Source organism: Insolitispirillum peregrinum, assembly GCF_900156605.1.
Lineage (GTDB): Bacteria > Pseudomonadota > Alphaproteobacteria > Rhodospirillales > Rhodospirillaceae > Insolitispirillum > Insolitispirillum peregrinum.
The window spans coordinates 289,072-315,375 of record NZ_FTOA01000006.1 but is presented as its reverse complement, the minus strand read 5'-3'; the positions used below and the strand labels follow the sequence as shown (position 1 = coordinate 315,375).

Here is a 26,304-nt window from a genome sequence, read left to right as displayed (position 1 = left end):
GCTGCCGCCTGAACTGCTCGGGGGCCTTGAGGCCCCGGCGAGGTGTGGAGCAGCGCTCCACGTCCTTGCTTTCCCACTGTCGTGTCCTCTGGTAACGCTCACGGCTTTAGTCGAACAGCGACGACACCGAACGCTCGTCGCTGATACGGGCCATGGCTTCGGCCAGCAGCGAGGCAATCGAGATCTGGCGAATGTTCGGAGCCATCCGCACCGCTTCGGTCGCCTGAATGGAGTCGGTGATCACCAGTTCCTTCAGCGGGCTGGAACTGACGCGGGCCACCGCACCACCGGACAGCACGCCGTGGGTGACATAGGCGCTGACCGAGGTCGCACCGGCGTTCATCAACGCACCGGCAGCATTGCACAGGGTGCCAGCGGAGTCGGCCATGTCATCAACCAGAATGCAGGTCCGGCCCTTGACGTCACCGATGATGTTCATCACTTCCGACACACCGGCGCGTTCGCGGCGCTTGTCGATGATTGCCAGATCGGCATCCAGACGCTTGGCGATGATGCGGGCACGCACCACACCGCCGACGTCCGGCGACACGATCATCAGGCGTTCGTCGCCGTTGCGGTCGCGGATGTCGTTGGTGAACAGCGGGGCGGCATACAGGTTATCGACCGGAATGTCGAAGAAGCCCTGAATCTGCCCCGAGTGCAGGTCCATGGTCACCACGCGGTTGGCACCGGCCTGAGTGATCAGGTTGGCCACCAGCTTGGAGGTGATCGGGGTACGCGGGCCGGTCTTGCGGTCCTGACGGGCGTAGCCGAAGTAGGGAATAACCGCCGTGATGCGGCGGGCCGAGCCACGACGCAGGGCGTCGAGGGTCACCAGCAGTTCCATCAGGTTGTCGTTCGCCGGGTACGAGGTCGGCTGAACCACAAACACGTCTTCGCCACGCACGTTCTCGTGGATCTCGACGAACACTTCCATGTCAGAGAAACGACGGATGCTCGCGCTGGTGAGATCGAGGTGGAGGTAGGCGGCGATTGCCTCAGCCAGCGGACGGTTGGCGTTGCAGCCGAGAACTTTCATGCGACCAGACTCCCGCAATGCGGTTAGATGGGGGGAAATGGAAAAAGCCCGCTTGGTTGGACCTCCGTAGCGGTCCCTGATGCAGGCGGGCGGAAAATATCAGCGCCGTTTCCGCCTGTAAACAGGCAACTGCCCCCTGATCGGCACTTTTCCGGGCGGACGCTTACTGGCCATTGCTGGCCGGGTCAAGGCGTACCCGGCTGAGCATGGCATAGACGCCTTCGGTGCCGCCGTCGGCAATCGCCACCGCCAGCGCCGGGAATTGCCCTTCGAGGAATTCGGCTTCGACCGGGTTTTCCTGACTGACGGTGCCGACCTCTTGCCCTTGCGTATCGCGCACGGTCCACACCACCCGCAGGCGGGTGATCCCCCCGATCACCTCTTGCGAGATGTCGCCATCAATGACGAATTTGGCCGTCTCGCTGACCTTCAGCCCGGCACGCAGCAACGAGGTTTCCAGCGCCCCGCGCAGAATGTCGTCCTTTTTGTGTCCAAATCCGCCGATGGTCCCCAGCGACAGGGCGGGAATGGTGTCCAGCCCCGGCGGGCCATTATCCTTGCTGCCGGGAGGCTTCAGATGCGGGTCGGGTGCTGGTCGCAGGCCGGGAATCGGCTCCGGGGCCGGGGCAGCCATGCGCAGGACCAGCGGAGACTCCATGTCCTTTTCCACCGCCGCCTTGATGGCACTGCTCAGGGCGGCAACACCGTCTGCACTGTTGGCATGGATCAGCCCGACGCCTTCGGGGTTGCGCAGCACCCATTGCCCCCGCTGAGGGTCAGGCCCGACCTGATAGCCACCGACATCGGCAGAGGTTGCCAGCCGGGCCGGAACTCCCGCCGCCAACAGGCTTTGCACCAGCGCGGGCGCGGCATCAGGTGTGGCCGGATCAGCCATCACCGTCACCAGTTCCGCCGTTTCCAGCCGGGTCAGCGGCTGGCCGCTTTGCGCATGCTGGAATGGCTTGGGCAAGTCGCCACAGGCCGCCAACAGCAGTCCGGCCAGCGCCACCGCCGCCAGTCCGCTGACCGATTTACGCACACCCACCGTGTTCAGCACGCCCCGTATCCCTTACCGCTCCAGCGCGATGATCGACAGCATCCGGCCATAGTCGCGTTCCCCGCGCAGGGTGTTGCGGCGATAGCTGAAAAAGCGGTTTTCCTCGCGGCAGGTATCGCAGGGGGTCGGCATCACCTCCCCCACCCCGGCCCGTGCCAGACGGCGGGCAACATAGCCGGGCAGGTCAAACATGAAAGACCCCTCCTGACGGGCCGACGGCGCAAAGAACCGCTCGTTGTCCGGCAATTCGGCGAGGAAGGCCGCCGGGAATTCCGGGCCGACCTGATACGACCGCTGGGCAATGCACGGCCCGACCCCGGCCACGATCCGCTCGGGCCTGGCGCCCAGACTGACCATCGCGGCGATGGTGTTGTCCAGCACCCCGCCCAGCGCGCCTTTCCAGCCCGCATGCGCCGCCCCGACCACGCCCGCCACGCTGTCGGCCAGCAGAACCGGCGCACAGTCGGCGGTCAGCACCCCCAACCCCAGACGGGGGACGGTGGTCACCATCGCATCGGCCACCGGAATTTCCCCTTCGGGAAACGGTCGGTCAACGATCAGCACCTTTGAGGTGTGTTCCTGATAGACCGTTACCAGAGACTCCGGCGGCAGCTCGACTTCCAGCATGCAGCGGGCACGGTTGGTGCGCACATGCTCGGGGTTGTCATTCGAGCCAAAGCCGCAATTCCGCGAGGCATAAATCCCCTCGGAAACGCCGCCATTACGGGTGAAAAATCCATGGCGGACATTCGCCAGTGCGTTCAAGGCTGAAACGGTGATCATGGTGCGGAACGCCCCTGCAAAAGAGCCTCAAAGCCGGGTGGGGAAGGAAGTGCCGGATGGCAAAGGGTGATAACCTTAAAAAGAGTGCCCATTTCTGCCGGGTTGATCAAGCGGTGAACACCGGACGCAATGTCAGCGGCCTGTTGTGGCGTGGCGCGCTTCATCAAGGCTTTGGCGCGGGCTTCGATGCCCAGACCGGCAAGAAAGCGCCCCTGCGTCACCGGCCCCAGAGCCTGCGCCCCTTGCGCCACCGCCGCAGAGGCCAGCCGGGCAAAATCGACATGGGCGGTCAGATCGACCAGCCCCAGATCGGCCAGGACCGGGTGAAAGCGGTGGTGCCGCAAGGCTTGCAGGCTGTCGCCGCTCTGGCTGACCGCATAGCCGTAATCGACCAGCAACGCCGCCCCGCCCTGCTCCGCCAGTCGCTGACCAAGGGCGGCGGCGATCTCCACCCCAAACGGGCACAGCTCGACAATCGCCCCGTCCGGGGCCGACAGGAACGGCTCGCCCCAACGGTCACACAAGGCAGCCTCATCCGCCGCCGACAGCGCCGGAGCCAGCGTAAAGGCCAGCTCCTGCCGGGACTCGACCCACTCCACACAGCGCTGGTGCCAGCCCAACGGCGAGCGCACCCATTGTTCAATCGGCAGGGCGTCAAGGAATTCATTGGCCAGCAGGATCATCGGCCCGGCAGGAACCGTCGCCAGCGTGTCATGCCACTGGCAAGGCCGCTCGCCCACCGCCTGCCGTTGCTGATCCCGCAGGGCCGGACTGGTTTCCACCAGATGCAGATCAACAGCGGCCAGAAAGGCCGGAACCGCCGCCGCCGCCCGCAGGGCGTCACGGATCAGCGTTCCCCGCCCCGGCCCGACTTCGACCCAGCGCACCGGCGACGGGCAGCCCATCATCTGCCACACCACCACCGACCACAGCCCCAGCAGCTCGCCATAGGTCTGGCTGATTTCCGGTGCGGTGGTGAAATCACCGTCGGCCCCAAAGGCACGACCACCGGCATAATAGGCCTGCACCGCCTCGGCCATCACCTGCGACAACGGCAACGGCCCGCTGTCACGACAGCGGGCCCGCACCTGTTCAGTCAAGGGAGAAACAGACACCACCGCCCGGCGCCTCAGGCTTTGTACGGCAGCGAGGGCGGTTGACGCAGCACCCAGCCGGTCAGCGCCAGCCCTGCCACGATCATCGGCAGGCTCAGCAATTGCCCCATCGAGGCCCCGGCCCACAGCAGGCCGAGGAAATCATCCGGCTCGCGGAAGAACTCGGCGGTGAAGCGGGCCAGACCATAGCCGGTCAGGAACAACCCGGCCATCGAGCCGGGATGGCGGCGGAACACCGGCAGCGAGCGGGCCAGCATCAGCAGCAGGAACAGCGCAGCCCCTTCCAGCGCCGCCTCGTACAACTGGCTGGGGTGGCGGGGCAGAGCGCCACCACGGGGAAAGACCATCGCCCATGGTACTTCGGTCGGGTCCGCCGGACGGCCAAACAGTTCACCGTTGATGAAGTTGGCCAGCCGCCCGAAGAACAGCCCCAGCGGCACCACTGTACAGACCAGATCGCCCAGATGGAACACCGGCACCTGACGGCGACGGGCGAACAGGATCACCGCCACGATCACCCCCAGACAGCCGCCGTGGAACGACATGCCGCCTTCCCACACCTTGACGATTTCCAGCGGGTGCAGCAGGTAGAACCCCGGCTTGTAAAACAGCACGTAACCCAGACGCCCGCCCAGAATCACCCCAAAGGTGGCCCAGGTCAGAAAATCGTCCACCGCCTCGCGGGTCAGGGTCAGCGATGCATCGGCAAACCGCCGCATCAGGCCCCAGCCGGACAACAACCCGGCGATATAGGCCAAAGCGTACCAGCGGATTGCCAGCGGACCGATGCTGAAGGCGACGGGATCAAGGGCTGGATACTGCAGGGGAGCCTCCTGTGATCTTACTTGTAGGGGTCCGGCTGGGCGAGAAAGCCCTGTACGTACTGCTGTACGCCGTCTTCCAGACTGGTGAAGGCTCCGGTATAGCCTGCCTGCCGCAAGCGGTCCATCCGGGCTTCCGTGAAATATTGGTATTTATCGCGGATGCTGACCGGGGTATCGACAAAGCGGATGTTCGGCGTTTTGCCCAGCGAGTGATAGACCGCCGAGGCCAGATCAAGGAAGGTGCGCGCCTTGCCGGTGCCCAGATTGAACAGCCCGGACACCGATGGGGTGTCGAGCATCCACATGATCACGTTGACCACATCGCCGACCCAGATGAAATCGCGCAACTGGCCACCATCGGCATAGTCCGGATGATGCGAGCGGAACAGGTCGAAGTGGGCGTTTTGCGCCGCCCGCGGGTAAACCTGACTGACCACGCTGGACTGGGCGCCCTTGTGATATTCGTTCGGGCCATAAACGTTGAAGAACTTCAGGCCGACCCATTGCGGCGGCGTCTTGCGGCCATCGGCAATCTGGCGCAGCAGGCGGCGGTCGAACAGGTGCTTGGACCAGCCATAAGCATTCAGCGGGCGCAACAGCGACAGGGCTTCGCAGGTCGGACTGTCATCAAAGCCTGCGGTGCCGTCGCCATAGGTCGCCGCCGACGAGGCATAGATAAAGCGCACCTCGTTGATCGCGCACCAGCGGTACAGCGCCACCGTCAGGTTGAAATTGTTGGTGACGATCTTGTCGGCGTCGCGCTCGGTGGTGGCGGAAATGGCCCCCATGTGGATGATCGCCTTCAGCTTTTTCTTGTGCAGCTCGAGGAAATCAAAGATGTGCTCGGGGGCAACGATGTCGCTCAGCTCGCGTTTCGAGATGTTGCGCCACTTGACGCCGTCGCGCAGCCGGTCAACCACCACCAGATCCCGCAGGCCGCGCTCTTCCAAAGCCGCCAGGATGTTCGAGCCGATAAAGCCGGCCCCGCCTGTGACCACATACATGCCTGCACCCCTTCCGTCACGCCGTTTGCGTCGCGTTGATCGTCAGCCCGCAGACGGCCAGGCTCAGCAGCCGACCCGGTCTCGGGCACGACTGTTTATAGGACCGGAATGCAACAGCGACAATATGCTATCTCGATCCTGTCTTGCCCGCCGGACCACTGCCCGGGCCTTGCTTTGCATCACGAGCCTCTTCATAATGCGCCGATCACAGGTCGGGCGGTTGCCTGACCGGTTTCCAGCCTGATATGCCGGTCCCGCAGGACGCGATCATCACGATGCGCCGGGTGTGGCACGTTTTGGGCCAGACACGCTTGAGGAATGCAATCATGCCGAACCAGAACCGCCTGTTTGACGACCTGGCCCGCGTGGCCGGTGGCGCCCTGGGTGCCCTGTCCGGGGTGCGGGAAGAAATTGAACTGTTGATCCGTGGCCGCGTCGAGCGCGTTCTGGCGGATATGGAACTGGTTCCGCGCGAAGAATTCGATGTGGTCAAGGCGATGGCCGCCCAGGCGCGCAGCGAAAACGAGGCCCTGCTGGCCCGTCTGGATGCGCTGGAAGAACGCCTGAAAGCCAAGTCCGCCGCCGGAACCCCGGCCCGTCGCCCGCAGGGTCGTCGCTCGGTTCCGCCGACCGCCCTTGGTGCCGACAGCAGCATCCCGCCGGACGATGACCAGGAAAGCCTGTACGCCGCCGAGGATGGTGACACCGGTGCTGAGGCCGGTGCTGAGGACAGCAAAGCCTGATTTGCCTGCCTGTGACGGGCGGCGACCTGTCCCGGGTCGCCGCCCGTTCTGTTTTTCCCGCCTTTTTCCTGACCTGAAATGGACGTCCTCCGATGACTTCTTCCTATGCTCTGGTGCTGGTTGGCTGTGGCAAGATGGGCGGAGCCATGCTCGACGGCTGGTTGGCCGAAGGTGTGTCGCCGCAATCGGTGCTGGTCATCGACCCGTTCGCCAAAGACCTGCCCGCTGGCGTGACCGTCATTCCTTCGGCTGACCAGATGCCTGCCGGGGCTTCGGCGCAGGTGGTGGTGCTGGCCGTCAAGCCGCAGATGATGGCCGACGTACTGCCGCTCTATCGCCCGCTGGTCAGCCCCGACACGGTGTTCCTGTCAATTGCCGCTGGCAAAACCATCGCCTTTTTCCGTCAGGGACTGGGGGAACAGGCGATCATCGTCCGCGCCATGCCCAACACCCCCGCCGCCATTGGCCGGGGCATGACCGTCCTGTGTGCCGGTCCCGGTATCAGCGAGTCCCAAAAGGACCATTGCGCCACCCTGCTGAAAGCCACCGGCACTGTTGCCTGGCTGGACGACGAATCCCTGATGGATGCCGTCACCGCCGTGTCCGGCTCGGGTCCGGCCTATGTGTTCCATATGGTCGAAGCAATGGCGCAGGCGGGGATTGCCATGGGGCTACCCGCCGACCTGTCGATGCTGTTGGCCCGCCAGACCGTCGCCGGGGCGGGCGAGCTGTTGCACCAGTCGGATTTGCCTGCCGGGCAGTTGCGCCAGAATGTCACCAGTCCGGGCGGCACCACCGCAGCCGCGCTGGATATCCTGATGTCTGCCGATGGCGGCCTGCCCGACGTGATGGGCAAAGCCATCGCCGCGGCAACACGGCGAGGAAAGGAACTGGCGGGCTGATTTGGTCCAACCAGACACATCAAGTGCCTGAAAAGGGTAGGATTCCGTAACGGAAACCTACCCTTTTTTACGGCATATTTCATGTGTGCACCGCAGTATTCCTGCCGTCGCAGCGCCCCGTTACAGACACATGACATCCGACTGACCGCCTGTGGATAAGTTTCTGTTAACCGCCTGTCATCTTGAGTTGATGACACCATAGGTCATCTTGTGCAGTGCAAAATAGTCTTTGACTCATACAGCCCCCACCCGTATCTTAAGCGCGCCCCTAAAAGGCGAAGCCATCCTACCCGAACCATGCTTCGCACCCCCATGAGAGGAGCTGACCAATGAGCAAGTCGCCGTTTTCGTCTTTCCTGGATCTCGACTTTTCCAAGTTCGATCCGACCAAGTTTGATATGACCAAATTCGATCTGAGCAAGTTCGATCTGACCAAATACACCGGCGACCTGAAGGTTCCCGGCGTTGACGTCGATGCGGTCGTTGCCGCCCAGAAGAAAAACCTCGAGGCCTTGACCCAGGCCAACCGTCTTGCCTTTGAAGGCATTCAGGCGATCATGAAGCGCCAGACGGAAATCGCCCGCCAGACCCTCGAAGAAATCTCGGCTGCCGCCACCCATTTCCCGGATCTGAAGGCCAACCCGACCGAAGCGATGGCCAAGCAGGCCGCCGCCGCCAAGGACGCCTTTGAACGCGCCCTGTCGAACATGAAGGAACTGGCCGACATGATCGGCAAGTCCAACACCGAAGTGATCGACCTGCTGAACACCCGTCTGACCCAGTCGATGGAAGAAGTGAAGCAGGCCATTGAAAAGGCTCCGTCTGCCTTTACGGCTCCGGCCGCTGCTCCGGAAGCCAAGCCGGCCGCCAAGGCTGCTGCGCCGAAGGCCGCTGCGCCGAAGGCTCCGGCTGCGTCTGAATAAGACCCCGTAAAGCTGCAACGTTGCCCGCTCCTTTTGGGGGCAGCGGGTAGACTGACGGCCACCTGTCTTTATGCAGGTGGCCGTTATGCTTATGACCTTTTTTATAAACGTTTCAGGGGATAGACCCTGCCCCTGAACTGTGGCTCAATACAGCCGCCTGCCCGAACCGGCGTGCGTTAAATCTGACGCGGGCACGCTGGTCCAACATTTTGTTCTGTCGCAGTGTCGTTGCGAAAACCGGTTTTGCGCACACATCCAAAACCTCGCCAAAACCACCCTGCCTGCGGATTCGGCGCGTTCCCGGTCCCCCGGGGAGCCTTCTTTTGCAGTGCGGCGATCCGGGAAGATCACCTGAAATCTTTTTCCGATGCAGCCAAAAAGCATGTCTACACAGAAAAGACCCCTCGCAACCACCTGATAAACAATAAAAAATACTTGTGTATAACGAGACACAGGCTGGAAAAATCCTTAATCATCGTTTAACACTATTGCTGTGCACCGTATCCTTTTTCCAGGGACCACAGGCTCCCTCAAAAAACACCGCAGGGAAACGCCCACGTAACAGGCGGCAAGATCGTCACAGACGGGTCTGAGCCAGGAGAAACCGGAATGAATTTGCTTCGCTCACCAAAAGACCTGCACAACGGTCCCACGTCAGCAACGCCTCCCGGTCCGTTTTCTTCTGCGACTGACGCCGCCAACGCGATGGTCGATTCATTGGCCGAACAGTTCGACATCAGCGAAGAAACCCTTGGCAAATCCAAAATCGTCCGGGTTCTGCCAGCAGGGCTGCGAACCAATCACTGGTACTGCGACCTGCACCATTCGATGTTCCTGATCCTGCTGTCACGCGCCGAAGACGCCCTGATCAATCAGAAACAGTCGCTCAGCGAACATTTCATCGACACCATCACCATCTATTGGCTGATCCACAGCCTGATGGAAGAAGAAGGGATGGCCCTGCAGTTCAGCCGCAACGTCACCGCCCATGCGGATGCGTCAGCCCACGCCGCTGCCCATGTGCAGATTACCCGTTGGTGGAACGTCAACGTCCTGACGCCGTTCAAGACCGGCACAGCATCGGCGCTGCACCTGCGCGCGGCACTGAACCGCTTTTTCGAGCTGGTGGTCAAGCATATCACCACCATGGATCAACATTCCTACGGGGTGAACTCACCGCTTACCGAGCACGACATCTCGCTGGAGGTCGCCCATATCGCCGAAAGCGGCCTGCCGCTGTCGCCGTTCATGGCCGGATGCAGCACCCTGCTGTCGATGCTGGCCCCCTATATGAGCAAGTCCCTCGCCAGCCGCTCCATCTCGCCGCTGTCCACCCAGCCGATGAAGCCGCTGCATCTCGCCCTGACCGAGCTGCCGTTATGGGACGGTGGCAAGGGTGCCTTCCGCGACCTGTTCGTCCGCCAGAATGCTGGCTGTGTCCGATCGGCTGCCTGAGGGACAAGGCAGGACAGACGATCATGGAGCGCTGCTCCATACCTCGCCGGGGCCTTGAGGCCCCGGACCCCGTTTGTGGGTGGCGGCAACAGCATCACGCCACAGTAGGCGGGTACATGGTGGGGTACAACATCCGCAAGCGCCGCTCCCGGCGTTCTTCCTCGGTCAAGTCCTGCTCGGCACCCTGATCAGTCGAGGCCAGCGGTTTCTGCTGTGCCGATGATCCTTCGGGATACATGGTCGGATAGAGGGCCCGCAAGCGCCGTTCCCGGCGTTCTTCCTCCGTCGTGTCCTGCTCGGCACCCTGATCAGTGGGGGCCGCCGGTTGCTGCTGCGCCGATGATCCTTCGGGGTACATGGTCGGATAGAGGGCCCGCAACATCTGATCCCGTTTTTGCACCAGCTCAGCCGTCGGGCGATTCAGCAGCTCATCCAACAGGGTCTTGTGCGCTTGCCCTGAATCAGCGTTCATAATGTACGGTAATCGCGTGATCAGCCCTTCATCCCGCCCTGAGCCGCCCAACAGGGTCTTGTCCGCTTGCCCCGCATCACCGTTCATGATGTACGGTAATCGCCTGATCAGCCCTTCATCCCGTTCCGAGCCACCCAACAGGGTCTTGCGCACCTGCCCCGGATCAGCGGTCATGGTCCCCGATACCAGCGTGATTTCTCCTCCACCCAGTTCTGGATCGAGATCAGTGCGCTTTTGTCCGCCTTTCTGAGGTTTTGCGGGTGTGCCGCCGTTGGCCTTTTGGGCATCCTCCTTGGCTTTCTTTGCAGCGTCCTGTTCTGCTTGCCATTTTGCAATTTCTTCTTTGGTCGCCTTATTCAGAAAGGTTCCAATTTTTAACTTCTTTGGATCTACGCCCGGATTTTTCTCTTTGAGAACAGGCAGAGGAACTTCACATTTTGTAGACAGGCTTTCAAACGTATCCCCGCTTTCAACTTCGCATTTATTCGGATCAGCTCTGCTCTTCTTTTGTTCCTCTGTAGCATAACCATTCTTGACCAACTCTCGTGCAGCCTTCGCCTCCTCGGGCGTGTAAAGACCCAGCCCCTCCGCAACATTGACCCCAGATTGCCAGCGCGTATGCTGAGCTTCCAGCTTTTTGTTGATTTGACCGGGAACAGCCTCCGTAGTCAGATACGGAGTATTCCGCTCAAATCCAATCAGACTCGCCAAATCCGGAATCCGGCCGGGGACTGTCAGCGAGTATCCATCATCACAAAGTCTTGGGTCGTCTTTTTCTCGACCATCATTTGATACTTTCGTTATGGCACAGAAAAGCCACCCACACAGGGGGCAGCCAAAGCGCTCCGCGATGACGCGAAACACCAATCTCAGTGTTTGGCAGAGGCAGGCTTCGGCGGCAGGGTATCGATCAGGGCGTCGATCTGCGCAAAAATGAACTCGCCATCATTAAATGACGGGTCAGCCATGGCCCGCAGTTCCGATTCCTTCAGAATCGGCAGGATTCGCGCAAAATCAACGATGTAAACATCATCGCGTTGATCCAGATAGGGCGAGGTAAAATCGGGCCGCATCCGCACCACCACCCGCTCATCCCATCCATCAGCCCCTCCGTCATCACCCCGCAGGGAAGAATGCACAACCGCCAGAAAAGTGCCGTCTTTCAGCACCAGACGAGGATGCGATGACAGCCGCCACATCGCAATTCGCGTGCTGTAACCATCATAAGGCAGCTCCCCTCCGCAATTGTCGTAGTCTAGCTGCTTGCCAACCCATTCCCAGTACACCGGGCCACCAATCCATGTATCCACCACTTGAGGACGACGGCGAACAATCACCTTCGCTCCGACAGGCTGTTGATTTTCATACATAATATGAACAAAATCACCAAGGATACAGGTCCAGTTGCCATATTTGGCGGCAGTCCTTCCATAAACTCCCTCTTTGAAGTCATTCATGGAATAATTAAACCGCGGTCTCTTTATGTAAAAATTACGTTTACCATCACGAAATATCGTTTGATTCTCACCAATACTCAATACACTGAATGGATATCCCTCATTCATTACGTCACTTTTATTCCACTTAATTTTCTCCTGATTTTCAAAGCCATCCCACAAGACTTCTTCCTCTCGCCCCGAAAAGAACCCGCGCAATCGATCGCCCGGAACCCTCCGCTTGCTGCCATAAAGTAAACCCACATCCCCATCTGCCTGCGGGTTTCCGATAATCCACGGCCTCTCCGCCTCTGGCGGCACTTCCTGCCCCCACACATCGGGATAGGGTGGATACAAGGGCATCGGCTTTTTCTCCGCCACCGCAGGGGAAGACAAGGCTGACAGCATTACCACCAACACCCAGAACATGCGCATGATATTTCCCCACGGGAACATTTGATCACCTCGCGGCCCACAAATCAGTTCATATAAAGAACATTTATAGAACGTTACAGCCACAAGGACAACACCCATAAGATGTGATCTGTCAGAAAAATCATGATCCCCGTTTTCTGGCCGCCTGTACTGGCACATCACAGACAGGAAACAAGATTGTGGAGCGCTGCTCCACACCTCGCCGGGGCCGTAAGGCCCCGGACCCCATGAGTGGATCATGAAAATCCGGCCAGCAGCATCACAGCGCTCTGGAACATTGTTCTCAGTGTTTGGCCGAGGCAGGCTTCGGCGGCAGGGTATCGATCAGGGCGTCGATCTGCGCAAAGATAAACTCGGCATCATTAAATGACGGGTCAGCCGCTGCCCGCAGTTCCGATTCCTTCAGGATCGGCAGGACTCGCGCAAAATCAACGATGTAAACATCATCACGTTGATCGAGATAGGGCGAGGTAAAATCGGGCCGCATCCGCACCACCACCCGCTTGTTCCATTCATCTTCCCCAGCCCAATCGGCGCGCAGAGCGGAGTGAATCACCGCCAGGAACGTGCCATCTTTCAGCACTAGACGGGGATGCGATGCCAGACGCCAGATGGCAACCCGACTCTGATAGCGGTCATAAGGGAGTTTTTTATGGCAATCGTCATCAGATAGTCCAACAGGGATGCCCAGCCAAGCCACTGTACCGCCGATATCTTCCGTCTCCAGTCTCGGGCGACGGCGAATAATAACTTTGTATGCGACAGCCTGCTGATTTTGTTTCAAAACATGAATGAAATCACCAAGAATACAAGCCCATCGATTATAGATGACCAAGCCTTTCTTACTAGATAAATATGAAAATTTTCCCATATTATAATATAATCCATCACCCCCCACTAATATCTCTCTCCCTTGAAATCCATCTCTTCCTATATAAAAATCATTCCTTCCATCATAGAATAAAAATTTGTTATGACGCAAAGATGCTGCATTAAATGGCTGATCATATTTTTCTACATCTTTATCGTCCCATTTTTTTTCTTCCTGACTTTCAAACCCATCCCACAAAATCTCTTCATCACGCCCCGAAAAAAATCCGCGGAATTGATCGGCGTACTCATGAGGCATGGTACGGGCAAGCAAACCCACATCCCCGTCCGCCTGCGGAATTCCGAGAACCCACGCCCCTCCCTCCATCAATGGCCTTTCCTGCCCCCATACATCGGGATAGGGTGGATACAAGGGCACCGGCTTTTTCTCCGCCACCGCAGGGGAAGACAAGGCTGACAGCATCACCACCAACACCCAGAACATGCGCATGATATTTCCCCACACGACAATTGCGAAACCGTACAGACTGCCATCCGCACCTGTTCGGGAAAAAACGTATCCCGAATCAGAGTTTTCTCTTTGAATATCAAATAAATGGGGTCTGGGGCCTCAAGGCCCCAGCGAGGTGCGGAGCAGCGCTCCGCGCCCCTGTTACTGTTTTCCGGCAGGCGCAGCTTTGGGCGGCAGGCTGTCGATCAAATCGCCAATCCGACCAAAGATGAACTCGGCATCGTTAAACGACGGATCAGCCGTTGCCCGCTGCTCGGATTCCTTCAGGATCGGTTCGATTTGGGCAAAGTCCAACACATGGACATCGCCGCGCTGATCCAGATAGGGCGAGCTGAAGTCGGGCCGCATCCGCACCACCACCCGCTCGTTCCATTCATCGGCACCGCCATCGGCGCGCAAGGTAGAATGTACGACGGCCAAAAAGGTGCCATCCTTCAACACCAGACGCGGATGGGATGTCAGCCGCCAGATGGCAACACGGGTGCGATAGTCGCTATAGGGCAGGTTTTTATGGCATTCATCATAATAAAGCCGGGCCTTGTCGGTCACCCACACCACCCCTTTGCCCACCGGAACAGTCACTGTTTCCGGGCGGCGCCGGACGATGACCTTGTAGCCGACGACGCGATTGTCTTTATACAGGGCATAAAAGGAGCTACCGAGAAGACAGCTCCACCGTGTATTGGCAATCATGTGGGCCTGAACAAAAATGTCCTCGGTCTTTGCCAGATGATAGTCAAAGCCCGTCCTCCAGATGGAGGCTTTGCTGGCCTTGTCTTCAAAAAGCAGCAAGTCCTGCCGTGAGGAAAAATCCTCGAACGGTTCATTGTGGCTCTGGGTGTATTTTTTGTCCCACGCCTGTCTTTCCTGCATCTCGAAGGTCGCAGACGTCAGTTCGGTGTCATGGCCGGAAAAGAAACCGCGCAGCCGATCCGCGGGTACTTTGACCTTCGTACCATACAGCAGGCCGATATCACCATTATCCTGCGGAATCCCCAACAGCCAGGGCCGCCCCACCCCCGGCGAAAGCTCTTGCCCCCAGACCTCGGGATAGGGAGGATAGAGAGGGCCTGCCGGCTTTTTGTCCGCCCAGGCAGGCACCGCCAAAGACGACAGAAATATCGCAAACAGCAAAAGGACACGCATGGAATTTCCCCGAAAGAGTGCTCGCGCGGGAACACGCCCCACGAGCAACAGAGTCACAGAATATCAAAGGGTTGCCTAAAAAAGTAGATACCCGTTTTTATAGAGCCGCGAGCCTTGACAGGGTTAACGCACGCTGCGCCTGATGATAAAATCGTCTTCATTGCATTGTGATATTATTTCTACCCCGCGACATATCACCCCTGATTGTTTACATCGCACCACCCCATCCCTTAAGGTTGATCTTTGTGACAGAGTGCTCATGGATGCCTTTCTGTTGAAAACAGGGCAGAGGCCAACGATGGGACTGCGTCAAAAGATCAAATCGGCCAAACTGCAAACCCTCATCCTGATGGGGACGTTTGCGCTGGTGGTCGCCATGGCCCTGACCGTCAGCGGGATTTCGGTTTCGCGTGAAGAAGCTGTTCTGCGTCAATTGTTTGATCAACAACTGACCTCGACCACCCGCAGTGCCAAAGTCCAGCTGGAAGAGCACTTCAAGGGAATGCGCGATGATCTGGTGATGCTGGGAGGCATTCCCCCGATCGCCGGGTACATCCGCACCCTGCACAACGGCGGCGTAGACCCCATCCGTGGCGAAACCACCGATGAATGGTTGGGACGCCTGAGCACCATTTTTGAAGCCCTGATTCGCTCTCACGAGGACTATAGCCAGATTCGCCTGATCGGGATTGCCGATGGCGGTCGGGAAATTGCCCGCGTCGATCAGCGCAACGGGACAATAACACGCACCCCACCCGCCGATCTGCAACGTAAAGCCAACAACGACTATTTCCGGGAAACCATCACCCTGCGTGCCGGACAGTTCCATGTCTCGCCGATCACCCTCAATCGTGAACACGACCAGATTGAAATGCCTCCCCGCCCAATGGTGCGGGTGGCAACGCCCGTCATCAGCAAGGATGGCGAACTGATCGGCATTCTGGTGATCAATGCCGAATTCTGGCAATGGACACAGGCCTTGATGGCCAAATATCGCGGTGATCTGCAAGGCTATGTGCTGAACCCCGATCTCGATTTCCTGTCTCATCCCGACCCGCAAAAGGCCTTTGGCTTTGAGTTTGGTCATCCCTACCGCCTGAGCGATGAATTCCGCGACCTTGATATCCCGGCTCTGGGCAATGGCGGCACGGTGCTTCCGATACAGGCCCTTAAGGAACAGCGGGTTGCCGCAGCCCGGGTGAACATCAATCCGGGCGAACAGGACGATGATCTGATCGTCCTGTTCGAGTTTCCCTATTCACACATTCAGCCAATGATTGAGGCCAGCCGCCGCTCTTCCCTGATCCTGATCAGCACGGCGGCAGGCGTCATCATGCTGTTCATCGGCTGGGTGGTGCGGAAAGCCCTGCATCCGTTACAACAATTGAAGGAAGCCGCCGAAGCCATCACCCTCGGACGCTATGACACGGCCCTGCCCGAGGTCCAGGGTGCTGAACTGCTGGCTCTGCGTTCAGCCTTTGAGTCGATGAAATCCGCCGTGCTCCAGCGCGAGATGGAACTACGGGATCATCGCGATACCCTTGCCCATCGGGTGATGGTGGCCACCATCGAGGTCGAAGCCATCGTCCGCTCGGCTCCCAGCGGGATCGTCACCATTGATGAACGCGGCCTTGTGCGCAACTTCAATCCCGCCGCAGAAAAGCTGTTCGGCTGGGCGGCCGAAGACATTGTAGGGCAAAACGTCGCCATGCTGCTGGAAGGAGCGCAGATCAGGGCAGCAGATGGGACGCTCGGCCCGCTGGCACTGAAAACCGACTGGCTGGACCTGCGCCCGGACTGGGAAATCCTGATCCGCCGGAAAAATGGCGAGTCATTCGAGGCTTATCTGGCTCTGGGGCACACCGAAATCTCGGCCATGCGCCATTTCCATGTTGCCTTTGTCTCTGACATCACCGACCGCAAACAACGGGAAGAGGAACTCCGCCTCACCCGCGACCTGGCCGAAAAGGCCACGCAGGCGAAATCGGATTTCCTCGCCAACATGAGCCATGAGATACGCACCCCGATGAACGCCATCCTCGGGTTGTGCTATCTGCTGGAACAGCAGAATCTGGCCCCTGTCGCCAGCACCATGGTCCACAAAGTTCACGAGGCAGGACGCTCGTTGCTGGGGGTGATCAACGATATTCTCGACTTCTCCAAGATCGAGGCTCACCGGCTGGACGTTGAAAGCATTCCGTTCCGCCTCAGTGATACGCTCGATAATCTGGCGGGAATCATGTCCTCGGCGGTCGGCAGCAAGCAGATCGAAGTCCTTGTCAGCCCGTCACCACGGGGCGCCGAATTCCTCAAGGGTGATCCCTTGCGACTGGGGCAGGTGTTGATCAACCTGACCAGCAATGCCATCAAATTCACCCAACAGGGGGAAGTGGCACTGGAAATCACCCATTCCAAGCATGCCCCGCAGGATGAACAAAATGTTCGCCTGCGCTTTGCCGTCCGCGATACCGGCATTGGCATTCCAAAAGACAAACAGGACACCATCTTTCAGGCATTTTCGCAGGCCGACAGCACCACCACCCGCAGCTTTGGCGGCACCGGACTGGGGCTGAGCATCAGCCGCCGGCTGGTGGAACTGATGGGCGGAAGCCTGCAGGTACACAGCGAGCCGGGAAAAGGCAGCGAGTTCTTTTTCGAGCTGGAATTTGAAAGCAGCAACCCTCTCCACAGTTCATCGCCGCAAATGCTGCATCAAACCATTCTGATCGCCGACGATCAGGAAACCGCCCGAGCCATGCTGGCCAACACCGCCGCCAGCATGGGCTGGCAGGTCGAGGTGGTCGAATCCGGCGACAAGGTTCTGGAGGCGGTACAGGCAGACACCGCCCCCCCCTATGACATTTTACTGCTGGACTGGCGCATGCCTGGCCTGGATGGCCTGAGCACGGCCCGGAAAGTGCGCCAGATCCATCAAGGCCCGACCGAATTGCCGATCATCATCATGGCCACCGCCTTTGACCGGGAACGGTTGATGGAACAGCCCGGTGTCGATGCCGTCGATGTGGTGATCAGCAAACCCGTGACCGGCTCCAGCCTTTATAACGCCGTGCAGGAAGCCAAAATCCGCCGGGGACTGCTGCCCGGCGACCTGATCACCAGCGACACGCCCCGGCGATTGATCGGGGTCGACATTCTGGTGGTGGACGACAGCGAGATCAACCGCGAGGTCGCCAAACGCATTCTGGAAAGCGAAGGCGCAGACGTCACCCTCGCCGATGATGGCCACATGGCGTTGGCCGTGTTGCAGGGGCGGGACACACTGTTCGATGCCATCCTGATGGATGTCCAGATGCCGGTGATGGACGGTTATGCCGCAACCCGCCATATCCGTGCCATGCCCCGTCTGGCCCATGTTCCGATCATCGCCCTGACCGCCGGGGCCTTTAAGGTCCACCGCGAGGCTGCCTATGCCGCGGGCATGGACTCGTTTGTTGCCAAACCGTTCGATGTCGATGAACTGATCACCGTTGTTGGCCGACTGGTCCAGCCCCGCCTTGTTCCGCCATCAGACGCCAGCCCGGAACCGGGGCAGCCAGTTGGCACATCTGCGATCCCGGCGATCGCCATGGACATTGATGTCCGGCGAGGCATGATGCTGTGGAAAGATGAAACGGTCTTCCGCAAATACCTGCGCGGCTTCATTCGCGAGTACAGCATCACGATGACTGAGCTGGACGGGATGGAAGACGATGACATTGTCCGATTGGCGCATAAAATAAAGGGGACGGCCGGGAATCTGGCCTTGCCGCGCGTTGCCCGCGAAGCCGAAGGGCTGGAGCGGGCCATTCTGGATCAGGGAAATCGTGTCGAAGCGAGCCACCGGTTACGATGGGCGGTTGACGCGGCCCGGATTGCGATAAATGCTTATGCGGGAGAACATGAGCCAACCGCTACCATTGAAGGTGGCCCGGCAGAAGAATACGACCTCCCATTGCTCTCTCGCCTTCTGGGATACACCCTGGCCGCCTGCCGAAGAGATAGCCCCGATGTCGTAGAGCCGACCCTTGACGCCTTGGCCCCTCACCTGTCCGCCGCCCAACTCGCCCCCATTCGGCACTGTGTGGATGACTTCGATTTCCGGGGTGCAGAGGCAGCGATCAAGGCCCTGCTGTCTGCCCTCGAACGGCAGGAAAAAGACCGGACTGGACCGTCATCCACAATATCAGGACCAGATCGATACCCAACGCATTGATACCTCCAAAAGAAGCAGGACACCCTTTATCGCGCTATTGGACTTGCACCGGAGAGACCTGAATGCCGTATGGACCCCTGTTGATTGTCGATGACGAGCCGCAAAATCTGGCAGCTCTGCGCCAAGTCCTGTCCGGCAAATACCCACTGGTCTTTGCCCGCAACGGCAGCGAAGCCTTTGCGGCAGTCGAACGGCATCAACCAGCCCTGATCCTGCTGGATGTCCAGATGCCCGACATGGACGGCTACACCGTCTGCAAACTGCTGAAAAGCAATCCCCAGACAGAAAACATTCCGATCATTTTTGTCACCAGCATGGGGACCGAAGGCGACGAAACCGCCGGTTTTGCCGTCGGGGCGGTCGATTACATCATCAAGCCGGTCTCGCCGCCGGTGGTGCTGGCCCGTGTCCGCACGCACCTGTCGCTGGTCCGCGCGGCCCAACTGGAACGCAGCTATCGCGATTCCATCTTCATGCTGGGCACCGCTGGCCACTACAACGACACCGATACCGGCGTCCATATCTGGCGAATGGCGGCGTACGCAAAAATTCTCGCCGGAGCCATGGGCTACGGCCCGCACGAATGCGCCACCATGGAACTGGCGGCCCCGATGCACGATACCGGCAAGATCGGTATTCCCGAATCCATCCTGCGCAAACCCGGACCGCTGGACAGCGACGAATGGGCGGTGATGCAATCCCACACCCGGATCGGCTATCGCATCCTCAGCCAAAGCGATGCCCCGGTCTTTCGGCTGGCGGCGGAAATCGCGCTGTATCACCATGAAAAGTGGGACGGCAGCGGCTATCCCCATAAACTGGCCGGAACAGAAATCCCCCGGGCGGCCCATATCGTCGCTCTGGCCGATGTGTTCGATGCCCTGACCATGGTTCGGCCCTATAAGGAGGCCTGGCCAGTTGATCGTGCCGTTTCAACCATCGAGAACAGCGCCGGAAGCCATTTTGACCCGGAGATGATCGAGGTCTTTCTCTCCATCCTCCCCCGCATTCTGGAGGTCAAACACCTGTGGGATCAACGGGAAGCAACAGGAGACAGCGAAGGCCCCAACCAGAAGCAGAACCTGCGGTAACAGATGCTGCACGCTCACCGGCCTCAAGCGTCGTGCACCGTACCTCGTTTCAACGGATTGCGCCACAGGCCGAGGGCAACCGCCCACACCACTGCCAGTAGGGGCAACACCAAAGACCACAGCATCACCCCCTGAGCGGCAGGCCAGCCCGACAGGCAGCCGGTCAGGATCATTGTTCCCCCAGTGCCCCACAGGACAAACAGACGCCGCTTGAGGGTGACGGAGAAGGGGGGAGAACTGCCCTTTTGCACCGTGCGCACGGCAAGCCGCGACGGTCGCCAGCCAATCATCACCGCCAAGACCACCGCCCCGAACCCCACCGCTACCAGCGGCAAGACAGCCAGTTCCCCGCCCAGCTCCCCGGTTCGCCTGCTGATCCCGTCCACCACCGGCAGCCCCAGCGCCAACAGTACAAACACCGCCCCTTGCTGCCGCCATGCTCGCCCCACTGACGGCATCACACAGCCATGCACCACCGTCAACAGCCAAACGGCGGCAAAGATACCGACCTCGGCCCATGGGCGGGCGGGCAAGTCCACCGGCACCAGGCGGTTGCTCCACAGGAACGCCAGCACCGCCACCGCCAATCCGGCCAGCGCTCCCACGTTACCCCGTGCCACAAAACGGGCGCTGCGGCTGCCGTCGGGCTGGCTGCGGCTGGTCTTGCGAGCAAACAGGATCAGGCCGCTGGCGATCATCACCGCCCCGGCCAACCCGCCCAGCGCCATCATCGCCCGCAGCCATGGATCGGCAAACGCCATGCGGTGCAGCCCCGCCAGCACCGTATACGCCTGATGCAGCCCGCGCTGTTGATCCCGCAGTGTCAACAATTGCCCGCTCACACCGTCATGGACCCGGATCTGGGGATCGCGGTTGATCTGGCCGTCCCAGCTTTGATGAATCTGCACCAATGCCGCCTGATCGCCGGGATTTTCGATGATCACCAGACGCGGCACACGACCGCCATCGGCCTGCCGGGCAGCAGCCAGCAACGGGTCGAGACGGACCAGCGGAGCGGCAATGCCCAGCGCCGCCCGGCTGGGCAATGGTCCTTGCGGATACAGGTCGGCCATCCAGCCCGCCCGCCACCCCGCCCCCTTGTCGGCAAACGCCGCCTGCACCCCGCTGGGCATGACCGCATCCGACAGCATCACAACACCGCTATAGGTGATCAGCAGGTGAAAAGGCAGGAACAGCACCGCCACCAGCAAATGCCCGTCCAGCCACACCCGCCGTTCGGCAGCGCGCGGGCGAAAGGTCACCATGTCGCGGAAGAAACGCTTGTGAATGACAATCCCCGCCAGCAAGGCGGCGAGCATCACCACCGAGACCAGCGCAATCAGTGCCTTGCCGAACACCCCCGGCATCGACAGGCGATAATGAAAGCGGAAAAAGAAATCCCCGCCCGCCGTTTGGCGGGACTCAAGCCAGTCTCCGCTGATCGGATTGATCTGGCGCAACTGGAACTGACCGTCCGGGGTAAACCATGCCGCCGTGGCAAAATCCCGCCGCTCGCCGGGCAAGGTGATGATCCACTGATCGACAGAGGCGGGCAGATCGCGGCGCAGGGTTTCCGCGATCCGGTCGATGGAAATCTGCTCCGGGTGGGCCAAAGCCTGTAGCGCCGGACGCTCGGGCTGCATCCAGGCATCAATTTCATCGTCGTAAACCGCCAGTGTCCCGGTGACGAACACCGCAAACAGCAGCCAGCCAGCCACCACCCCCAGCCAGCCATGCAGCCAGGCCATCACCCGGGTGAGCGAAGGAGCCGCCGAGGTCATAAGCTCGCCTCCAGCCATCCCGAAACCACCGGCACCGCATGGGCCAGCAGCAGTCCGGCGCCATAAACCGCCAGCACGCCGCCCCACGCCCGCCAGACGCTGCGAGCCGCAAAGGCCCACAACAGCGCCAGCCCATAGACCAGACAGGCGGTCAGGGTGACGGCCATCGCCGCCGAGGACGGTGCCGCCCCCAGCGCCACCGCACTCACCGCCAGCCCCTGCGCATAGCCGCTGGTGGCCAGCCAGCCGCCAACCACGGCAGCCAGACCGCGCACCGCCACCCGCTCCACCGGTGCCGTCATCCCGCTCACGCCCTTACCAGCGATAGGTGACATTGCCGATGATGGTGCGCGGATCACCATAGCGGCAGCCATCGACCGCCACGCAGTTGACGTATTTCTCATCCAGCAGGTTGCGGGCGTTGATGGTCCAGACCGCACCGTCCAGCGACGGCGACAGGGTTGCCAGATCATAGCTGATCATGGCGTCATAAAGCGCCCGGCTCTTGGTATCCACCGTGGTGCCGATGATATTGGCCGCATCCTGATAGCGCACCCCGCCACCGACCCGCAGCCCCTTGATGCCCAGACTGTCGGTGCGATAATCGGCCCACAGGGCAAAGGTGTTCAGCGGCACGCCCGACACCCGCGACCCCGGCTCGCCCGCCGTATTGCTGTCGATGATGCGTGCATCCGTATAGGCATAGCTGGCCACCAGCCCCAGATCGTTCAACTGGGTGCGGGCTTCCAGCTCCACCCCTTGCGAGCGGGTTTCCCCGGTCTGCACCGAATAGGACGAATTCGACGGGTCGGTGGTCAGGCTGTTGGTTTGCGTCAGCCGGTACACTGCGGCGCTGACGATGGTTTCCGTCCCCGGCGGCTGATAGTGAACACCGACCTCGACCTGCTCGCCAAGGGTGGGGTCAAAGGCATTGCCAGCCGCATCGGTGCCCGACTGGGGGGCAAACGACTGGCTGTAGCTGACATAGGGCGACAGGCCAAAGTCAAACTGATACAGCAGGCCAGCGTTACCGCTGAACGCCTGGTCCATCGTGCCATTATGGGCATTGGTGCGATAGCTGACCACCGAACTGTCGGCCCAGTCCTGCCGCCCGCCCAGCAGCACAATCCAGTGATCATCAATCTTCAACTGATCCTGAACATAGACCCCAAGCTGGGTTTGTTCGGTCAGCGAGCCAAAGTTGGCGGCGTAACTGACGTTGGGCAGCGTGGTATAGGTCAGGGTCGAGACATTGAACAGCCCAACGCCACTGCGGAAACGGTTGCTGTCATAGCTGGAATGATAGACATCCACCCCGCCAACCAGCGTATGATCCACCGGCCCGGTGGCAAATTTGGCCTGCACCGAGGTGTCAGAGGTCACGCCATAGGACTCTTCGTGGCGCACGCTGGCCCGCCGGGCGATGGTGTTGGCAGCCACAAAGTCGCCGATCTGCATGTAATCCCAGTCAACCGACGATTCATAGTATCGCCCGCTGTGGCGCAGGGTCAGGCCGTCGGAAAATTCCCAGTCCAGCGCGTAGCCAACGGTGTCGGCGGTGGACTCATAGCGGTCAAAGTCCGGGTCGCCCAGAAAGCTGGAGCTGGAAAACTGGCCATTCCCCGTCGCCGCCGACAGGGTTCCGGCCACCGGCAACGGCGGCGCAAAGCGGCTGTCGATCTCTTGATGGCTGGCCTGCACGGTCAGCGAAAAGTCTTCATTGGGCGCAAAGCGCACCGATGGAGCCAGATACAGCTTATCATCTTGCACGAGGTTCACCGCGCTGTTGGCCTCGCGGTTCAAGGCCACCAGGCGATAGGACCACACACCGTCCGGGTCAATGGCTCCGCTGTGGTCGGTGGCCGCCTGTTTCCATTCATGCGATCCCCATTCCAGCGCCACCTCGTGCCGGGGCTCAAGGGTCGGCTTTTTGGAGACGGCGTTGATCAGCCCGCCCGGCCCCATCTGCCCGTACAGCACCGAAGCCGCCCCGCGCAGGACCTCGACCCGCTCCAGTCCATAGGGTTCCTGACCGCCGTCATAGACGTTGGATTGCAGCTTCATGCCGTCGCGCAGCATCCCGCTGTTGCCGCTGGCGATGTTGAAGCCGCGCACCATAAAGTCATCGGCCAGACGGCTGAAACCGCTCGGCTGGCTGAGGACCGAGGCGGTATAGCCCAGACTGTCGGCCATCGACGAGGCCCCGGTATCCTGAATCAGGTCAGCGGTCACCACCGATACCGAGCGCGGCGTTTCGCTCAAGGGGATATCGGCCTTGCTGGCGGTGGTGGCACGGGTGGCAACATAACCCTCCACCGGGCCGCTGGCGCTTTGCGCCGTATTGCCCACCACCGTGATCGGGGCCAGTTGGGTGCCACTGCCCTGCCCCCCGGCAGGCGTTTCAAAAACGGTGATCGTGCCGTCGGCCTGCTGGCGATAGGACAGCCCGGTGCCCGCCAACGCCGCTTGCAGGGCCTGATCCGCCGACAGCGTTCCCTGCACGCCCTTGCTGGTCAAGCCATCGGTCAGGCTGCTGGGGTAAAAGATTTGCAGCCCGCCTTGCTGACCCAACGACAGCAACACCGATTCCAGCGACCCGGCGGGCACGGCGTAGGCTCTGGTGGCTGCGGGGGCTGAAAGTCCGCTCGGCGTCGCGCTGGTCGCCGATTGTGCCCAGCCCCATGAGGGCACCAGCGCCACACACACCCCAACCGCCGTTCCACGCAGCCACCGCTGCGCCGCCATTGTGCCGTTCCCCATCGTCAGGTCCTTACCGCTCGCCCCTCGCCGGGGGCCTGTTATCCCTGTCCCGTTGCGCTCAGGTCTGCGTTCTCACGCCTGAGGCACGGGGCTCTTACCGGGATAGAGCGTTGGGGCGTTGATCTCCTGACGTCGCCGGGTGATTTTTTTTCATTTTTCGGCTTGGAGCGGTGGTACACGATAGAAAAACCAAACGATCATGGAGCGCTGCTCCATACCTCGCCGGGGCCTTGAGGCCCCGGACCCCATTGACTTGATAGTGAAGGGTTTGGGGACAATGCACGCAGCTTAACGCGCCCTGACCAGCACCAGCCGGTCGGCCAGCACCGTCACCCGCACCGGCAGCCGTTGCGCGATGGAGGCCAGTGCCCCGTCAACGTCGTGCAGGTCAAACACTCCACTGACCGGCAACGCGCCCATCTCATCGTCCAGCAGGACAATTTTCCCCCGGCGATAGCGGCCCAGATCGTCGAGCACCGCCCGCAAGGGGCGATGCGAGAAGACCAGCACCCCCTGCCGCCACGATGTTTCCCGCCCCGCATCCACCGTCTGCACCACGATATGCGACGACGGTTGATCCGCACGGGGAGCCACCGCCTGTTGCCCGGCGGTGAGTTCAATGTCCCCGTCGTTCCCGCCCATCAGGCCGACCGCCACCCGTCCCTGTTCGACGGTGACATCGCTGCCCTCTGTCCCATCGCCATGGCGCAGGCCATAGCGGGTTCCGACCGCGCGGGCGGTCAGGCGGTCGTCAGAGGCGATAAACGGATGCGCCGGGTCGTGCTCGACCTCAAAGAAGGCTTCCCCGCGCAGCACCTCAACCCGCCGCGCTCCGGCGGAAAAATCCAGCCGCAGGGCGGTATCGCTGTTGAGGGTGGCGCGGGAACCATCGGGCAAGGTCACCTGCACCACCTGCCCGACCTCGGTCAGATAATCCGCCTGCCAGCGATCGAGCCAGCGCGGCCCTTGCAGCACGGCAACGGCCAGCACCGCCAGCCCCAACAGCGCCCCACCCGCCCCCTGAACCACCAGGCGCCGGTCCTGACGGCGGCGCAGACTGCGCAAGTGCCCCTCGGGGAGCGGAACCGCGCCCATGTCGCCCCACAGGCCGCGCAGGCTGTCATAGGCCACCCGATGCGCCGGATGCTGCGCACACCACCGCTCGCACGCCACCCGATCCGCCGCCGAGGCATCCGCCGATTGCAGCCGCGCCACCCACAGGGCCGCCTGTTCGTCGATGTCAGAGGGTGGCTGGCTCATGCCCCATCCCCCTCGGCACGCACCGCCCGGCAGGTCAGCAGGGCGCGCATGATGTGCTTTTCCACCATGTTGCGCGAAATCCCCAACAGCGCCGCAATCTCGCCATTGGGCAGGCCATGCAGGCGGCTGAGGATGAACACCTCCTGACAGCGCGGCGGCAAATCCTGAATCAACGCCGCCAGCCGCAGCAACATCTGCCGATCCGCCGCCAGACGCTCCGGGTCCGCCAGCGGATCACTCACCTGCGCCGCCGCCTCGGCATCGTGCGAAAACAAGCCGCGCTCGGCCATCCGCTGGGTGATCGTGCGATGGGCCACCGACTTGGCGACCTGCACCAGATAGGCCTGGGGATTGGCAATCACCGTCCGGGGCCGCACGGTCAGCAGGCGCAAAAAGGTTTCCTGAATCGCATCCGCCGCGTCGTGATGATCCTGCAAACGGCGCAGGAAAAACCGCCACAGGCGGTCTTTTTCCTTTAGATGCAGTGCTTCGACAAGAAAGTCACCCATGGCCCCGAACCCCG

General features: G+C 60.8%; 21 protein-coding genes. 6 read left to right on the top strand and 15 right to left on the bottom strand.

The window, feature by feature from the left end; genetic code table 11:
- Positions 1-106: 106 nt before the first annotated feature.
- The 6 genes from BW995_RS16870 to rfaD form a co-directional block, all read right to left on the bottom strand.
- A complete protein-coding gene (locus BW995_RS16870) occupies positions 107-1,039 on the bottom strand; it encodes a ribose-phosphate pyrophosphokinase (protein WP_076401563.1) in 933 nt (310 codons plus the stop codon).
- 163 nt (positions 1,040-1,202) lie between these two features.
- The gene (locus tag BW995_RS16865) at positions 1,203-2,096 is read right to left on the bottom strand and encodes a hypothetical protein (RefSeq protein WP_076401562.1); all 894 of its coding nucleotides are present in this window, start codon (positions 2,094-2,096) and stop codon (positions 1,203-1,205) included.
- Between the two features lie 12 nt (positions 2,097-2,108).
- Positions 2,109-2,879 carry a peptidoglycan editing factor PgeF gene (gene pgeF, locus BW995_RS16860; protein ID WP_076401561.1) on the bottom strand — a complete coding sequence of 257 codons (771 nt, stop codon included), beginning with the start codon at positions 2,877-2,879 and terminating at the stop codon, positions 2,109-2,111.
- On the bottom strand, positions 2,876-3,994 hold the full coding sequence (locus BW995_RS16855) for a class I SAM-dependent methyltransferase (RefSeq protein ID WP_245821513.1): 1,119 nt from the start codon (positions 3,992-3,994) through the stop codon (positions 2,876-2,878). Before BW995_RS16855 ends, pgeF begins: the two co-directional genes overlap by 4 nt.
- Before the next feature lie 14 nt (positions 3,995-4,008).
- On the bottom strand, positions 4,009-4,818 hold the full coding sequence (gene lgt / locus BW995_RS16850) for a prolipoprotein diacylglyceryl transferase (RefSeq protein WP_076401560.1): 810 nt from the start codon (positions 4,816-4,818) through the stop codon (positions 4,009-4,011).
- A 17-nt stretch (positions 4,819-4,835) separates the two neighbouring features.
- Positions 4,836-5,822 (bottom strand): ADP-glyceromanno-heptose 6-epimerase, encoded by a 987-nt coding sequence (gene rfaD, locus BW995_RS16845; protein ID WP_076401559.1) that lies wholly within the window; start codon positions 5,820-5,822, stop codon positions 4,836-4,838.
- 326 nt (positions 5,823-6,148) lie between these two features.
- Here rfaD and BW995_RS20330 point away from each other — a divergent pair, with 326 nt between their 5' ends.
- The 4 genes from BW995_RS20330 to BW995_RS16825 all read left to right on the top strand — a co-directional run bounded on the left by BW995_RS20330 (position 6,149) and on the right by BW995_RS16825 (position 9,845).
- Positions 6,149-6,565, top strand: coding sequence for an accessory factor UbiK family protein (locus BW995_RS20330; RefSeq protein ID WP_084194941.1), 417 nt, complete (start codon positions 6,149-6,151; stop codon positions 6,563-6,565).
- A 92-nt stretch (positions 6,566-6,657) separates the two neighbouring features.
- Complete coding sequence (gene proC / locus BW995_RS16835) at positions 6,658-7,467, top strand: pyrroline-5-carboxylate reductase (RefSeq protein WP_076401558.1); 810 nt, start codon at positions 6,658-6,660, stop codon at positions 7,465-7,467.
- A 329-nt stretch (positions 7,468-7,796) separates the two neighbouring features.
- A complete protein-coding gene (locus BW995_RS16830; RefSeq protein WP_084194940.1) occupies positions 7,797-8,390 on the top strand; it encodes a phasin family protein in 594 nt (197 codons plus the stop codon).
- A gap of 609 nt (positions 8,391-8,999) precedes the next feature.
- Positions 9,000-9,845, top strand: coding sequence for a hypothetical protein (locus BW995_RS16825; protein WP_076401557.1), 846 nt, complete (start codon positions 9,000-9,002; stop codon positions 9,843-9,845).
- 94 nt (positions 9,846-9,939) lie between these two features.
- Here the strand turns inward: BW995_RS16825 and BW995_RS16820 are convergent, their stop codons facing one another.
- The 4 genes from BW995_RS16820 to BW995_RS16800 all read right to left on the bottom strand — a co-directional run bounded on the left by BW995_RS16820 (position 9,940) and on the right by BW995_RS16800 (position 14,676).
- On the bottom strand, positions 9,940-11,028 hold the full coding sequence (locus BW995_RS16820) for a LysM peptidoglycan-binding domain-containing protein (RefSeq protein WP_076401556.1): 1,089 nt from the start codon (positions 11,026-11,028) through the stop codon (positions 9,940-9,942).
- Between the two features lie 158 nt (positions 11,029-11,186).
- A complete protein-coding gene (locus BW995_RS20625; RefSeq protein ID WP_139332976.1) occupies positions 11,187-12,287 on the bottom strand; it encodes a hypothetical protein in 1,101 nt (366 codons plus the stop codon).
- Positions 12,288-12,471: 184 nt separating this feature from the next.
- Positions 12,472-13,509 (bottom strand): hypothetical protein, encoded by a 1,038-nt coding sequence (locus BW995_RS20620; protein ID WP_139332975.1) that lies wholly within the window; start codon positions 13,507-13,509, stop codon positions 12,472-12,474.
- A 162-nt stretch (positions 13,510-13,671) separates the two neighbouring features.
- Positions 13,672-14,676 carry a hypothetical protein gene (locus BW995_RS16800; protein ID WP_076401552.1) on the bottom strand — a complete coding sequence of 335 codons (1,005 nt, stop codon included), beginning with the start codon at positions 14,674-14,676 and terminating at the stop codon, positions 13,672-13,674.
- A 298-nt stretch (positions 14,677-14,974) separates the two neighbouring features.
- Between BW995_RS16800 and BW995_RS16795 the strand changes: the two genes are divergently transcribed.
- Both BW995_RS16795 and BW995_RS16790 read left to right on the top strand, forming a co-directional pair.
- Entirely contained in the window at positions 14,975-18,889 is a 3,915-nt protein-coding gene (locus tag BW995_RS16795) for a response regulator (protein ID WP_076401551.1), read from the top strand.
- 62 nt (positions 18,890-18,951) lie between these two features.
- Complete coding sequence (locus tag BW995_RS16790) at positions 18,952-19,980, top strand: response regulator (protein ID WP_076401550.1); 1,029 nt, start codon at positions 18,952-18,954, stop codon at positions 19,978-19,980.
- Between the two features lie 23 nt (positions 19,981-20,003).
- Here the strand turns inward: BW995_RS16790 and BW995_RS16785 are convergent, their stop codons facing one another.
- The 5 genes from BW995_RS16785 to BW995_RS16765 form a co-directional block, all read right to left on the bottom strand.
- Entirely contained in the window at positions 20,004-21,761 is a 1,758-nt protein-coding gene (locus tag BW995_RS16785; protein ID WP_076401549.1) for a PepSY-associated TM helix domain-containing protein, read from the bottom strand.
- Positions 21,758-22,063 carry a hypothetical protein gene (locus tag BW995_RS16780; protein WP_076401548.1) on the bottom strand — a complete coding sequence of 102 codons (306 nt, stop codon included), beginning with the start codon at positions 22,061-22,063 and terminating at the stop codon, positions 21,758-21,760. The genes BW995_RS16785 and BW995_RS16780 overlap by 4 nt, the downstream gene beginning before the upstream one ends.
- A gap of 13 nt (positions 22,064-22,076) precedes the next feature.
- Positions 22,077-24,521 (bottom strand): TonB-dependent siderophore receptor, encoded by a 2,445-nt coding sequence (locus tag BW995_RS16775; RefSeq protein WP_084194937.1) that lies wholly within the window; start codon positions 24,519-24,521, stop codon positions 22,077-22,079.
- Between the two features lie 288 nt (positions 24,522-24,809).
- Positions 24,810-25,781 (bottom strand): FecR family protein, encoded by a 972-nt coding sequence (locus tag BW995_RS16770; RefSeq protein ID WP_076401547.1) that lies wholly within the window; start codon positions 25,779-25,781, stop codon positions 24,810-24,812.
- Positions 25,778-26,290, bottom strand: a complete 513-nt coding sequence (locus BW995_RS16765) for an RNA polymerase sigma factor (RefSeq protein ID WP_076401546.1) — start codon at positions 26,288-26,290, stop codon at positions 25,778-25,780. Before BW995_RS16765 ends, BW995_RS16770 begins: the two co-directional genes overlap by 4 nt.
- Positions 26,291-26,304 lie beyond the last annotated feature (14 nt).

Coding starts and splice junctions, on each gene's coding strand:
- BW995_RS16870 (WP_076401563.1), bottom strand. CDS start 1,039: ATGAAAGTTCTCGGCTGCAACGCCAACCGTCCGCTGGCTGAGGCAATC.
- pgeF (WP_076401561.1), bottom strand. CDS start 2,879: ATGATCACCGTTTCAGCCTTGAACGCACTGGCGAATGTCCGCCATGGA.
- rfaD (WP_076401559.1), bottom strand. CDS start 5,822: ATGTATGTGGTCACAGGCGGGGCCGGCTTTATCGGCTCGAACATCCTG.
- BW995_RS20330 (WP_084194941.1), top strand. CDS start 6,149: ATGCCGAACCAGAACCGCCTGTTTGACGACCTGGCCCGCGTGGCCGGT.
- proC (WP_076401558.1), top strand. CDS start 6,658: ATGACTTCTTCCTATGCTCTGGTGCTGGTTGGCTGTGGCAAGATGGGC.
- BW995_RS16830 (WP_084194940.1), top strand. CDS start 7,797: ATGAGCAAGTCGCCGTTTTCGTCTTTCCTGGATCTCGACTTTTCCAAG.
- BW995_RS16825 (WP_076401557.1), top strand. CDS start 9,000: ATGAATTTGCTTCGCTCACCAAAAGACCTGCACAACGGTCCCACGTCA.
- BW995_RS20625 (WP_139332976.1), bottom strand. CDS start 12,287: ATGGGTGTTGTCCTTGTGGCTGTAACGTTCTATAAATGTTCTTTATAT.
- BW995_RS20620 (WP_139332975.1), bottom strand. CDS start 13,509: ATGCGCATGTTCTGGGTGTTGGTGGTGATGCTGTCAGCCTTGTCTTCC.
- BW995_RS16800 (WP_076401552.1), bottom strand. CDS start 14,676: ATGCGTGTCCTTTTGCTGTTTGCGATATTTCTGTCGTCTTTGGCGGTG.
- BW995_RS16795 (WP_076401551.1), top strand. CDS start 14,975: ATGGGACTGCGTCAAAAGATCAAATCGGCCAAACTGCAAACCCTCATC.
- BW995_RS16790 (WP_076401550.1), top strand. CDS start 18,952: ATGCCGTATGGACCCCTGTTGATTGTCGATGACGAGCCGCAAAATCTG.
- BW995_RS16785 (WP_076401549.1), bottom strand. CDS start 21,761: ATGACCTCGGCGGCTCCTTCGCTCACCCGGGTGATGGCCTGGCTGCAT.
- BW995_RS16780 (WP_076401548.1), bottom strand. CDS start 22,063: ATGACGGCACCGGTGGAGCGGGTGGCGGTGCGCGGTCTGGCTGCCGTG.
- BW995_RS16775 (WP_084194937.1), bottom strand. CDS start 24,521: ATGGGGAACGGCACAATGGCGGCGCAGCGGTGGCTGCGTGGAACGGCG.
- BW995_RS16770 (WP_076401547.1), bottom strand. CDS start 25,781: ATGAGCCAGCCACCCTCTGACATCGACGAACAGGCGGCCCTGTGGGTG.
- BW995_RS16765 (WP_076401546.1), bottom strand. CDS start 26,290: ATGGGTGACTTTCTTGTCGAAGCACTGCATCTAAAGGAAAAAGACCGC.